Consider the following 12,745-nt stretch of genomic DNA (forward strand, 5'->3'; position numbering starts at 1 on the left):
CCCTCCCTATATCGAAATCGAAGCAGGCTGTTTAGCAGGTGTCAAGAGGACTCTTTGTTCTGTATCACCATCAAAAAAGTGTACATAGTCAAAATCCAACACCCAATCTTCTGCTTGTCCCCGATCAAAGGCTTCTAAGGTAAAGAGCTTCGCAACCATAGGCTGACCAGCCATATCGAAGTGAACCAAGGTCTCACTTCCTAGCATTTCCGCTAATTTTATCTCACTCGAGAAAGAATAACTCTGTTCTGAATGATCCCTTTCACGAGCTAGGTGAATATTTTCTGGACGAATACCGAGGGTCATGGTTTTGTGTAAATACCCCTTATTGATTAAATCATCCAAAATCGTTTCTGGAATGGGCAACCCCCAATTCTCACGCATGAGTCCCTGAGGAGTAATCTCAACTTCGATAAAATTCATCGCAGGAGATCCCATAAAGCCAGCTACAAACTTATTATCCGGATCTAAATACAGCTCTCTTGGACTTCCTACTTGCTGAATAAAGCCATTATTCATAATCACGATTCGATCCGCCATCGTCATGGCTTCCACCTGGTCATGCGTCACATAAACAGTCGTAATGCCTAGATCACGGGTTAATTGTATGATTTCGGCCCGCGTTTGTCCCCGCAATTTCGCATCCAAATTAGAAAGAGGTTCATCCATTAAGAATACTTTAGGTTTACGCGCAATGGCCCGTCCGAGAGCGACTCTTTGACGTTGTCCTCCTGATAATTCTTTGGGTAACCTCTCCAAAAAATCTTCAAGCCCAATACTCTTGGCTACTTCTTCCACCCGCTGATCGATCTCACTCTGACCCATCTTTTTCATTTTTAGACCAAATCCCATATTTTCCGCTACGGTCATATGAGGATAAAGGGCATAATTCTGAAACACCATCGCAATATTTCGATCCTTGGGATGAATATGATTCACTTTCTCCCCATCAATATAGATTTCACCGGCTGTAATATCTTCCAATCCTGCTATCATTCGCAAGGTTGTGGATTTCCCACAGCCTGATGGCCCGACAAATACGACAAATTCTCCATCTTCAATCGTTAAATTGAGATTCGTCACGGCATGGATCCCAGGAAGGTAATCTTTATATATATTACGTAATTCAATACCCGACACATGGTCCCTCCTTCAGCATATTTCTTGTCTACTCATTCGACAAAATATAGCTTAACAGGCGATTGTAAATAACATGTAAATTTTGCGTAAAGTTTTAGTAAAGTTGGGAAATTATTGGCATATAAACTTATACTAGAAAAAAGAATATTTTTAATCGAATTTTGTAAATAAACATTTTTTTGATAAAACACAAAATAAAAAAGAGCTTTCACCTCACGGGTTCGTGCAGGCTAAGCTCTTGCTATCTGATTTCTTACTGATGATAGATCGAATTAGTAAACATGATTAAAAAATTATTTTTATCGCGAATTTCAAGTCTCAATAGTGAAAAACTTTCCATCTTCACAGAGGTATTGATCACATATTTATCATTGTCACTAATAAACACTTTTAAATTCTCCTTGGCTGACTTCAAAAAGATTTGGTCTCCTTCTTCTAATTTAGTAAGGACAATGTCGACTTGCCAAGTTGAAGCATGATTTATTCGATCTCCTAATTGGTAGCAATCGTTGACTACCATCTTTTCCAAATTAGGTCGTAAGCTTGCATATGAGCGTCCGAGACGGTGAGCCGATAAGACCTCCTCTAAACTAGCCTGGTTAGGTAACAAAAAGTAAGTGTAGGCCAGCCTTTCATCAGGATGAGAAGCTCGATGCCAATCTTGACCACAATGTCCGCTCAATTCATATCCTTGTGCTAACAAATCTGTCCACGCTTGATATGCCATCTTATTCGATTCGGATAAGTGAGGATTAGGAGAATTCCATACCTCAATCGCGTCAACATTCGAGAGGTCCGTCACCTGATAGTCCCAATGACAGCCCGTACACCAAGGATTTCCCTGATCAAAGGGATGGGCAATGGTGATATTGACTGGCCAGTCTTTGAGTTGCGCAATATAAGACTCAAAATTTCCCAAATTAACCTCCGTCCAATTATGGAAAAGATATTCTGGACGCCCATGTAAAAGAAAATGACCATAAAAAGTGGTAAATTCCAAACCGGGAATGAGCTGGACATCTGTTTGATAATAATCATTGATTTGTATTTCATCAATGGCTGTGATCGTATTATGGTCAGTAATCGCTAGCCAATCAAGTGCTCGAGCTTGAGCTTCTGTCATAATTTCCTCTGCCGTCTGATCAGCATCAGAATGAATCGTATGTGCATGTAATTCCGCCTTAGCAAACGTCCACGAACGATCACTTAAGGGACGCTCACGTTGACGTTGACCTGAGACTACTTTTGTTAATACTTCCGCTCGCTTCACTTGCCAATCCTCTTTTGAGTAGCCCACCACCTCTAGACTCCCCTTCAGCTCAGGTGAGAATAATCCATGACAAGAGATCACCACTTGCCAGTTTCCAGCAAGCAAGGGCCCCTCTACAAAACCGAGTGAAGCCTCCTGCTCGCCTATCCGAATTTCTTGCTCTTGATTAAAATAATGGTGAGCCCCCCGAAAACGCTCTGGATCATTGACGGATAAAGTCAACAAATTACGAAAAGCATCACCTTTTTGTAATTTATCTCTGGCAATACCCTCTCTTTCAAAACAAGGAATTAAATGATCATAGTTAGACTCTACCAAGGGATCATAAGTAAAACGTATCTCTAACTGATCCACAGCTGCTGGCAGGTAGAACTCGTAAGTAATGTGTGACTGGTGGCTCGACTGATAAAGGACAAAATCTTGTTTAAATAATTGCTTTTTATTCATAAAATGGCCCTTCTTTCCTTTTGATGGTCGTAAGAATTTATTCGGCTATGACAAAATTCACAACACTCTTCAACAGTTTAGACTTCTATTATTAATAAGAGATAAATTAAGCGTAAAATTTATGTAAATATTCTACAGATATTGTAAATTTTATGTTAAGACAATTGAATGTCGCTTAAAAGGACCTCGTCTTGTCATCTTTTAGACTTTCTATAGCCATCACTAATCTTATTAATTGATGGTCATCAACTTGCTCGTTATAATAAGATTATCCTAAAGGAGGAATGAATATGAAAAAATTTACCGACCAAGAAAAGATAGACCTACTGACGGACATTATTGCCATGAAATCGGTCAATGAAAATGAAATTGAAGTGGCTAACTATTTAAAAGATCTATTTAACCAATATGGAATTGAATCACAAATTATTCCCGTCACAGATACGCGGGTTAACTTAGTCGCTGAAATCGGATCAGGAAGCCCAGTCATTGGTATTTCTGGCCACATGGATGTGGTGACACCAGGTAACCTTGACGAATGGGAAACAGATCCCTTTGAGTTAGTCGAAAAAGACGGAAAACTCTTCGGCCGAGGAACCAATGATATGAAGGGAGGGCTGCTTAACTTAGCCATCGCGATGATCGAACTAAAAGAAAGCCAAGCTCTCACTAATGGAACCTTACGCTTCTTGGCGACAACCGGTGAAGAAGTAGGAGCAGCTGGTTCGAAGAAATTATATGAGGAAGGCTATATGGATGATGTCGACTACCTTTGGGTGGCAGAACCTTCTGTTGATGTGATTATTTATTCACATAAAGGATCCTTGAACTTCAAAATCACCTCTCTGGGAGAAGCGGCTCACTCTTCCATGCCAGAAAAAGGATATAACGCAATTAATCCTTTGATGGAATATCTCTTAGAAGTCGATAAGATTTGCAATACAGATCCTCGAACCAATGAAATCCTCAACCGTTTAGTTATGTCGACCACCATCATTGAAGGTGGAAGCCAAGTCAACTCGATCCCGGATAAAGCAGTCGCCCAAATAAATTGCCGAACCATTCCTGAATTTGATAATGAGGAAGTCATCCAAATCTTCCAAGACTTAGCCAAAAAATATAATGAAGAGAAAAAATCAAAAATCGAGGTAGAAGTCACCATGTCTCTCCCTTCTGTCTTCACAACCGGCCAATCCAAAATGATTGACTTAACCAAAGAATTAGCTAAGAAATACTTTGATAAAGAAGTGACTGTTGAAGGATCAACTGGTGTAACAGATGCTTCGAACTTGTTACGTGATAAAGGACCAGACTTCCCCTTCATGATGTTTGGACCTGGTGAAACTAAAATGGCTCATAAGGTCAATGAGTATGTATGGAAGGATTTCTATTTGAAATTCTCTGATCTCTATAAAGACTTAATCTTAGGCTTGATTGAAGAATAGTTTTATCCCCTTCTCAATTATTTAGAGAAGGGTTTTTTATTGATAAAACTTATAAATAATATTGCTTGCTGTTTCGATCCTCTTCAAAGCCTAGTCTATCCACTTTTATTATTAGCAATTTATTAAATAAATCATTTCTTTCATTTTCCATCGTTTGGTGGTGATTTGCGCATGTGATAATATCAACATGTTAAATTTATTATCATTGGAGGAAAAGAAATGAGAAAAATATTGAAACGCCTTTCTACTCTTGTCATGGGACTAAGCTTATTAGCCCCTATTGGATCCGGTCTAGCTCATGCTGAAGAAGCTAGTAGCGCAGGAGAAAGTCGGGCAGGAACTTTTACAGTTGACTTTGATCTATCACACCACGAAGGAGAAGAGGTACGTCTTTGGATCCCTTATGCTCAATCGGATGACTTTCAAGAAATATCAAATATTAAAGTGACGTTTGACGAAGAGAATGCTAAGAGCGAAATCACAGAAGATGATAAGGGCAACCAAATCCTTTATGTTGAATGGTCACCCGAAGCTACTGATCGTACTTTAACTTACTCTTTTGACGTCGAACGTCAAGAGGTACTACGTCCTGACTTCAAAGAGGAAGAAGACTTTGATCCAGCTGAATTCGATGAATTCTTACAAGGTAACTCTTTAATGCCGATTGATGGTGAAGTCAAGGAAACAGCCGAAAGCATCATAGAAGGTAAAACAACAGTCAAGGACAAAGCCCAAGCTATCTATGACTGGATCTATGACAATATGGAACGTGACAATGATGTCGTGGGATGTGGTTTAGGCGATGTTAAGAACTTACTTGTTGATTTAGATGGTAAATGTACTGATATTCACTCTGTCTTTATTGCCCTTGCACGTTCGGTAGGAATTCCTGCCCGTGAAACCTTCGGGGTTCGCTTAAGTAAAGACCCAGAAGCTGATGTTACAACAGCGCAACATTGCTGGGCAGAATACTATCAACCAGGAACTGGCTGGGTAGCAATCGATATTGCGGACGTTCTAAAAGCCGTACTGAATGATGAATTAGACAAAGATAGCGAAGAAGCACTTGCCCTGAAAGATTACTATTGGGGTAACTTAGATCCCATCCGTGTGGGATTCTCAACCGGTCGTGAATTAATGTTAGTCCCTGAGCAAGAAGCAGGACCGATCAATAATTTCGGTTATCCATATGCTGAAGTAGATGGTAAAGCTATTGACTTCTACAAACCAGAAGAATTTATTTACAGCATTCAGTTTACTGAAGCAGACGCTAACTCTAATGAAGCTGCCGAAGAAGAAACAAGCGCAGAATAACCCTCTTATAGATAAAAAGAGCTTGATATGTGACAAAATCCGATCACATATTAAGCCCTTTTTTCTGACTATAAAAGTATAAATTAATTAATGAGTATGAGGAAGACTAGTGAACACTTATAGTTATAAAAAATATTTTTTTATAAATTTTACTAAGTTCATAGGATATTATCTAAAATAAAGTGAATACTTCAAAATGATTAGTAGCTCTTAATCACTAGAATACAATCATACTTCTTAAGATAAAATAATATTTTAGCTGATATCATTGGGGAAAAACATTAAAGTTTTTTGATGATTTTTTCTCCAAACCAAATCCATAAAATAAAGATAATTGAAACAATATATTTTATATATATTAAATCATCTGGGATATATAAAATAATTAAAAGAACAACGAGGGTTAAGATAGTGTTTAATAATTTGTATTTCATTTTACCCCTTCTTTCATTAGTTTAATTTGAATGTACAATTATTCTATTAAAAATGCAATTTAGTTTATTTAAAAAATTTATAAACAAATTTGAATCTATTTATTTTTCGTTAAGCTTAGGTTAATCAATTAAGTGATAACGAAAGATTATCGATAGTGGATAAACAAATTACTATTACACGGTACTCAAGCGATTCAGAGGAAGATCTTGATACTTATTCAGCTAAAGAAATTAATCAAGGTGTAGATAAAGTAGAAGTCTATTGGTGGGGTGTTAGAGTTTGGATAAGTGGTCCTACACTAAAAACAATAGGTGCTGGAGTATCGATAGGTGGTATTTATATACCTGGAACACCTCTTCATAAACTTAATTTTTGGGGAGCAAGTTTTCAATAATATCTATACTAAACTATAAATATAAAAAAGTTCTCAAACATTTCGTTTGAGAACTTTTAATGTTTAGAATAATTGATCTTTCACTTTTGTGAAATAATAAGTTTCATCTTCCACCCTTTGTTCAACGTGACCTGAATGCACTAAATAATCCAAATGGCTCATCGTCTCACCCGTCGCAAAAAATTTCTGCGATTTCGGGAAATCAGACCAAGATTTGACCTTTACCCGCCAAGTGATCTTAGCTGAAACATCTTCAACCGTATAGGATTCCTCTGGATTCATTGCATCTAGAATCTCCTGTAAACGTTCATAATGATGCTGGATTAAATCCTCCATTCGTTGACGAGGATTATCAATTATTTTACGATGAGTCGCATACATGACTTTTAAATCCAATTGGATCAATGATCTTAAAGTATCAAGATAAGAACCTAGAATATTAGGGTAGTCTTCCCCCCAATAGGTGATATTCGGCGTGATCGGATCCAAAACCGTATCAGCTGAGAAAATTTGGCCGTTCTCTGCATCATATAAACCAATGTGCCCCGGCGTATGTCCTTTCAAATCCATCACTTTAAAGGTATATTCTCCCACCTGAAAAAGCTCTCCTATCTTCAGTTCAATATAATCTAGTTTTCGGCCAAGTCGAAGAGCATAACCAGGATTATCCTCTCTCGAAAACTGGCCTTTCTCAGTAGCATAATAGGCATGACGGTCAGAGAAATGATCCCAATAACTTTCGGTTGCCATCTGATTAAGCAAATCGCCATCTATCTTACCTGCATAAATATTACAACCCGCCTCCTCAAAAAGGGAAGCCAAACCTGTATGATCAGAATGAAGATGCGTAAGGACTAGATCAAAATCCTTCACTTCCAGTCCTAATTCTTTAATTCCTTGCAGTAAATCTGTCTTAGACTCTGGTAAATTATACCCCGTATCAAAAATTACATTGCGGTCTTCCCCTTTAATCACATAAACGTTTAACTGCTTAAGTGCCGTGTTGGGTAAGCTAACATTAAATGTATAAATATTCTTTGCAATTTCTTGAATCATAATTCTCTCCTTCATTATGCAAAATAGGTCATTCGACGTGGAAACTTATCTTGGTGCCCTGTGATCGGTAAGGGTGAAGTATGACTAGATTTTAAACCATCGATAATGGCTTTGCCATCCTCACTATACTCAATCATGCGATAGAAAGGATCGTGATAAAAGAGAAAACGATAATGTCCTTTTAAAGCTTCTGGCATTAACTTTTCCTTAGCCGCAATCGAATCCATTGGATAATCATCCACCCCACCGACCCAGAGTGGATTGGTATGGGTACAAGTTAAGAGAAGATCCGCGAGATGAATCAAGGTCTCCCCTGCTTGTTCAAGACGAACAATCGCATGCCCTCGCGAATGCCCGCCCGTTAACTCCATCCGAATCCCTTTTTCAAGCTCTATTTCTTTATCAAAGGTTACAACTTGATCTTGAATGGTTTCCCAATTTTCTTTACGGTAAGTATTCCGTGTTCTCGCATTAGGATTTCGTACTTCCTCCCATTCAATCTGACTCATATAAATTTTCGCCTGAGGGAAACGTGATTGAAGCTGACCCGCTTCCATATAAGTCAATCCGCTCGCATGATCATTATGCATATGAGTCATCAGAACCACATCGATATCTTCAGGGCGAAGATTAAGCTCGTTCAGACTCCCCGTTAGATTAGCTGGACTCACAATGCCCAAATTACGTTTCATTTTTTGATCAAGCTTGCCTACCTCAATACTCGTATCGATCAGATAATTTTTATCTTGATATTGAATCAGTATTGGATCCGCTAGGACTGGTATTTGATTATTATCATTATAAGGATAATATCGTCCCCAGACAGCCCGCGGAACAGGTCCATAGTTGGTCCCACCATCCATTAGAAAACTAGCCCCTTCTAACCAAGTCAGTGTCATTTGATGAAATTGATATTGATCTAACATATGATCCCTCCCGAAAGTCCTAAGTTACAGACTCTTTACTTTCCTATCTTACCCTAATGGACGAATGATTTCATTAATCCTGATCATAAAAGACAAATAAAAAAGACAAGACACGAAGTTGTATCTTGTCAATGCCATCTTATTGTTTCATTTCAGCCAACTGTCCAATCGGTAATTGGTCATTTAATAAAAATGAATAAGGATCTAAGGCTTCTTTTTGCTTCCGTCCGGAAAGGATAAACACAGCTAAAATCGCTAGAGAAGCAAGGAGAGAAAGACTATACGTTAGCCATCCCAAACCTAGGTTAAAACCAATCGGTTGGCTAGCGATATAAACCACACAGGCATACAACATCAAAGCTCCTGGAATGAAAGTCACCCAATAATTACGATTTTTCAGGAATAAGTAACGAGTCGCTACAAACATCGCAATAACCGCTGTTACTTGGTTAGCCCAATTGAAGTAACGCCATAATAAATTGAAATCAACTTGCGTTAAAATAAAAGAAATTGCAAAAATCGGTAACGTTAGGATCAATACATTGCGCAACTTATCTTGTTTGAAATGAATATAATCCGCAAGAATATTTCTTAGACTACGGAAGGCAGAGAGGCCAGACGAAATCGGAAGGACAATGACTCCCATGATCGCAGCTGTCCCAAATAGATTGCCAAGCAGCATAACCGATACCTGGTTCACCACAAGTGAAGGCGTTCCGTTGTTAATCATTTCTGCGAGTGTCTGCCCATCAAAGAGTGACATCGAAGCAGCCGCCCAAATCATCGCAATCACACCCTCAGCGATCATCATACCATAGAAAGTGAAACGTCCTTCTCGCTCATTCGTAATCGTTCGGCTTACCATCGGTGACTGAGTAGCATGGAAGCCTGACATGGCCCCACAAGAAATGGTAAAGAATAAAGCGGGAAAAATCGGCGTCCCTTCTGGATGAACGTTCTTTAAGTTGGCCAATGTCACATTAGGAATCTGATGATCACCAAAGATCAAGGCAATGCCCATAGCCAATGTCGATAAGATTAAAATAGCACCAAACCAAGGATAAACTTTCCCCATCGCCTTATCGATTGGTAAAAAGGTTGAAATGATATAATAAGCAAAAATCAAAAGAGTAATTAAACCCATTCCAATAAAATCAGGAGTAATATCAGCGATGAGACTTGCCGGTGAAGTCACAAAAACAGTCCCAACTAACATTAAAAGTAACATGATAAAAATGTTCACCACATGCCGCACAGGTCTGCCTAAGTATTTTGAGGCCAATTCCGGTAAGTGGGCGCCATCATTTCGTAGAGAAATCATTCCAATCATATAATCATGGACTGCACCTGCGAAGATACACCCTAACACAATCCAAACATAGGCGATGGGTCCATACAAGGCTCCCATAATCGGACCAAAAATCGGGCCTGTTCCAGCAATATTCAAGAGCTCAATAATTGCGTTTTTCCATTTAGGCATGGGAACGAAATCCATCCCATCTCGCAACACTTCTGCCGGTGTTTGACGATCAGGCTCAATCTGAAAATTCTTCTCTATATAACGACCATATACCCAATAGCCTACTAGTAATAAAGCGATTCCTCCCAATAAACTCAACATGGTATCATCTCCTTTTTAATGACTTCATAATATACAAAAAAAGCCTCTTCCAGAGGCTTTGGAGATGAAATGCTTCATTTCGCAGCTGAAATGCAAACATACTGACCTGAATGTCAATCCGTTTCAATCAATTCCCATTTGTCGCTTGAATTCAGTCATCTGTGATCGACTAACGGGCACCTTGGATCCATTCTGTAACGTCAATTGATAAGTCTGATTAAACCAAGGTTGAATCTCTTGAATCGCATGCCGATTAATCACATAGGAACGATGTACTTGAATAAAAGGCGGGTCTGGTAATTTATCTTTGAGCGCTTTCAAGGTTTCTCTCGTTTGATAAATGGCTTGATCCGTATGTACTTCAACCCTACCCGCTACTGCCGTCAAAAATTCAATCCGATTCATTTCCAACATGACAATTCGATCATCTGTATTCAGTGCAAGCATTGCTTCTTGGCCTTGAACATCCCCTAGCTTTTCCCCCTTCTCACTTAACCGTTGTTGAAGCTTATGAATAATCCGGTCAACATCCTCTTCTTTAAAAGGTTTCACCAAATAATCCACCGCATTCACTTGAAAAGCTTGAAGCGCATAATCATCATATGCCGTTGCAAATACAATCAACGGCGGATGCACCATCGCTTGTAAATGCTGGGCTAACTCCATCCCCGACTCATCATTCATTTGAATGTCAAGGAAGGCAACATCAATCGATTGGGTCAAAAGAATTCCTAAGGCCTCTTTGATAGACTGAGCACTTTCAATTTGAATGGAAGGCTCAATGGTTTGAATCAAATAGGTTAGTTCTTGAATCGCTAGGTGCTCATCATCCACTAATAAATACTTCATCAACGTCCGCTCCTTTTATTAGGCAGTAAAATAGAAAATTTGCTCCCACGATGTTCCTGACTCGTAATGTTAATCGCTGGATCCATTTCATAAAGCCCTTTTATTCTTTGGCTTAAATTATAGAGAGCCGTTCCAGAACCTTTTTCCGATGTAATCGGTTCTTGTCCTAAAATGCTCAAGAGATTAGCAGGAATTCCCTTGCCATTGTCCTCCACCTCTATTCGCACCCCTTCATCCACTTGGTAGATTTTGACTTGGATCTGAGCTTGTGCCTGATCTGAACGAGGAAAAGCATGACGAATAGCATTTTCAATCAATATTTGTAAGGTAAAAGGGGGTAATTCAAGATCCTGACAAGCCTCTTCAATTTCAAAATCAACCTGAACACGATCTGGAAATCGAGCTTCTTCAATTTCAAGATAAGCTTGAACATGCTTTAGTTCCTCAGCAAGACTAATCAAAGTGGCTTGATTCCCTTGCAAGCTAGCCCGAAAATAATCACTTAATTTTAATAATAAACGACGAGCCTTCTCGGTATCAAATCGCATGATCGCTGAAATCGTATTAATGGCATTGAAGAAAAAATGAGGATTGACCTGCGCCTGAAGACTTTTCAATTCAGCCTGCTTCAATAAATCTTTCTGCTGTTGAATTAAGCCCAAACGTAATTGCATCGAAAAAATGCGCCCCAAACCGACTGCCAATTGTTCCTCTATTTCTGTCATTTGAATCTCTTCAGTAAAGTAAAATTTCAACGTTCCTAAAGTTTCATGATGGTTTTGTAGGGGGACAATAATCCCTTCTGTTAAAGGACAGTCGATTTGATGACAACCAATTTCAGCTTTACTATGAGCCAAGTGTTCGTGGCCTGACTGCAGAGTATCAAGCGTTAAATCAGTCGTCACCGCTTGCCCTACCAGATGATGATCAGCTCCTTGTCCAATATAAGCCAGAACCTCCTCTTGGTTCGTAATTGAAATAGCAGAAACATTGACAGCATCATAGATCAATTGGGCAATGGTTTGAGCAGAATCTTGCGTTAAACCAGCCGAAAAATATGACAGTGTGGCATTGGTTAAGTCTAAAACATGATGAGTCTGAATCGCTCGAGTCGAGACTTCTTGTCGAAGGTTTAATTGAATGATCGATAGAAAAAGTCCCGCTCCGATTGAATTCACCAGTACCATCGGCATAATAATCATTTTGACTAAATTCCAAGAAGCCTGACTGTCATGACTCAGCACTAAAATCAGCACCATCTGCAAGAGCTCCATCGTAGCAGCACAAATAAATCCTTGAAAGGGTTGCGGAAAAGTTTGGCGTTTGATTGCTTGCCGACCAAACAAACCTGATAAAAAACCGATGGTAACTGAAGAAATGAAATAAATATGAGGAGACAAACCGCCTTGTAAATACCGGAAAAGTCCTGTCACCAGCCCTACTGAAAGTCCCACCAAGGGGCCTCCAACCAAGCCTGAAACAGAGATAGCCAATACCCGTGAGTTAGCCAAAGAGCCCTGCTCAGGGATCACCCAAATCGGGGGTGACGTGAGAACTTGCCCTTTTTCAACAACAATCCCAAACATATTGGAGATAATCGCGAAAATCCCCAAAACTAAAAATAAGATTAATTTTGATCGAACCTGATAGCGAGTCAGCATTGCTTTCTGTAAGGGAGCCGTCGTCATTAATAAGTAAGCTAAAATCACAATTAAAGAGGCACGCTGAATTAAATGCAATAAAATAATGAACATCCCATCACTCCCTTAAGATTCCTTATCATTATCTTACACGTCACCACTAGATCAGACAAGTCACCCTCCTAATCAAAAAAAGCAGTCCACAGAC

At 39.2% G+C, this 12,745-nt stretch carries 10 protein-coding genes; 3 read left to right on the forward strand and 7 right to left on the reverse strand.

Annotated features, from left to right (window positions below; genetic code table 11):
• Positions 1-6 precede the first annotated feature (6 nt).
• Complete coding sequence (locus HZY91_RS02245; protein ID WP_197114264.1) at positions 7-1,140, reverse strand: ABC transporter ATP-binding protein; 1,134 nt, start codon at positions 1,138-1,140, stop codon at positions 7-9.
• 253 nt (positions 1,141-1,393) lie between these two features.
• Entirely contained in the window at positions 1,394-2,857 is a 1,464-nt protein-coding gene (locus HZY91_RS02250) for a CehA/McbA family metallohydrolase (protein ID WP_197114266.1), read from the reverse strand.
• Between the two features lie 290 nt (positions 2,858-3,147).
• On the opposite strand from HZY91_RS02250, the gene HZY91_RS02255 reads away from it, so the two are divergent.
• The 3 genes from HZY91_RS02255 (at position 3,148) to HZY91_RS02265 (ending at position 6,445) form a co-directional block, all read left to right on the forward strand.
• Positions 3,148-4,302: an ArgE/DapE family deacylase gene (locus tag HZY91_RS02255; RefSeq protein ID WP_197114268.1), complete on the forward strand. Its 1,155-nt coding sequence runs from the start codon at positions 3,148-3,150 to the stop codon at positions 4,300-4,302.
• 219 nt (positions 4,303-4,521) lie between these two features.
• Entirely contained in the window at positions 4,522-5,616 is a 1,095-nt protein-coding gene (locus HZY91_RS02260; RefSeq protein WP_197114269.1) for a transglutaminase-like domain-containing protein, read from the forward strand.
• A gap of 589 nt (positions 5,617-6,205) precedes the next feature.
• Positions 6,206-6,445: a hypothetical protein gene (locus tag HZY91_RS02265; protein ID WP_197114271.1), complete on the forward strand. Its 240-nt coding sequence runs from the start codon at positions 6,206-6,208 to the stop codon at positions 6,443-6,445.
• Positions 6,446-6,508: 63 nt separating this feature from the next.
• Here HZY91_RS02265 and HZY91_RS02270 read toward each other — a convergent pair whose 3' ends face one another.
• From HZY91_RS02270 to HZY91_RS02290, 5 genes are all read right to left on the reverse strand, one after another.
• Positions 6,509-7,501, reverse strand: coding sequence for an MBL fold metallo-hydrolase (locus HZY91_RS02270; RefSeq protein ID WP_197114273.1), 993 nt, complete (start codon positions 7,499-7,501; stop codon positions 6,509-6,511).
• A 14-nt stretch (positions 7,502-7,515) separates the two neighbouring features.
• Positions 7,516-8,427 carry an MBL fold metallo-hydrolase gene (locus tag HZY91_RS02275; protein ID WP_197114275.1) on the reverse strand — a complete coding sequence of 304 codons (912 nt, stop codon included), beginning with the start codon at positions 8,425-8,427 and terminating at the stop codon, positions 7,516-7,518.
• Positions 8,428-8,566: 139 nt separating this feature from the next.
• Positions 8,567-10,048 carry a carbon starvation CstA family protein gene (locus tag HZY91_RS02280; protein WP_197114277.1) on the reverse strand — a complete coding sequence of 494 codons (1,482 nt, stop codon included), beginning with the start codon at positions 10,046-10,048 and terminating at the stop codon, positions 8,567-8,569.
• Positions 10,049-10,171: 123 nt separating this feature from the next.
• On the reverse strand, positions 10,172-10,897 hold the full coding sequence (locus HZY91_RS02285; RefSeq protein ID WP_197114279.1) for a LytR/AlgR family response regulator transcription factor: 726 nt from the start codon (positions 10,895-10,897) through the stop codon (positions 10,172-10,174).
• A complete protein-coding gene (locus HZY91_RS02290; RefSeq protein WP_197114281.1) occupies positions 10,897-12,651 on the reverse strand; it encodes a sensor histidine kinase in 1,755 nt (584 codons plus the stop codon). Before HZY91_RS02290 ends, HZY91_RS02285 begins: the two co-directional genes overlap by 1 nt.
• Positions 12,652-12,745: the final 94 nt, after the last annotated feature.

The sequence above is a fragment of the Facklamia lactis genome (assembly GCF_015863205.1).
Taxonomy (GTDB): domain Bacteria; phylum Bacillota; class Bacilli; order Lactobacillales; family Aerococcaceae; genus Facklamia; species Facklamia lactis.

What these genes read in the sequence shown, in the direction of transcription:
- HZY91_RS02250 (WP_197114266.1), bottom strand. Translation starts at nt 2,857, where the DNA reads ATGAATAAAAAGCAATTATTTAAACAAGATTTTGTCCTTTATCAGTCG.
- HZY91_RS02255 (WP_197114268.1), top strand. Translation starts at nt 3,148, where the DNA reads ATGAAAAAATTTACCGACCAAGAAAAGATAGACCTACTGACGGACATT.
- HZY91_RS02260 (WP_197114269.1), top strand. Translation starts at nt 4,522, where the DNA reads ATGAGAAAAATATTGAAACGCCTTTCTACTCTTGTCATGGGACTAAGC.
- HZY91_RS02270 (WP_197114273.1), bottom strand. Translation starts at nt 7,501, where the DNA reads ATGATTCAAGAAATTGCAAAGAATATTTATACATTTAATGTTAGCTTA.
- HZY91_RS02275 (WP_197114275.1), bottom strand. Translation starts at nt 8,427, where the DNA reads ATGTTAGATCAATATCAATTTCATCAAATGACACTGACTTGGTTAGAA.
- HZY91_RS02280 (WP_197114277.1), bottom strand. Translation starts at nt 10,048, where the DNA reads ATGTTGAGTTTATTGGGAGGAATCGCTTTATTACTAGTAGGCTATTGG.
- HZY91_RS02285 (WP_197114279.1), bottom strand. Translation starts at nt 10,897, where the DNA reads ATGAAGTATTTATTAGTGGATGATGAGCACCTAGCGATTCAAGAACTA.
- HZY91_RS02290 (WP_197114281.1), bottom strand. Translation starts at nt 12,651, where the DNA reads ATGTTCATTATTTTATTGCATTTAATTCAGCGTGCCTCTTTAATTGTG.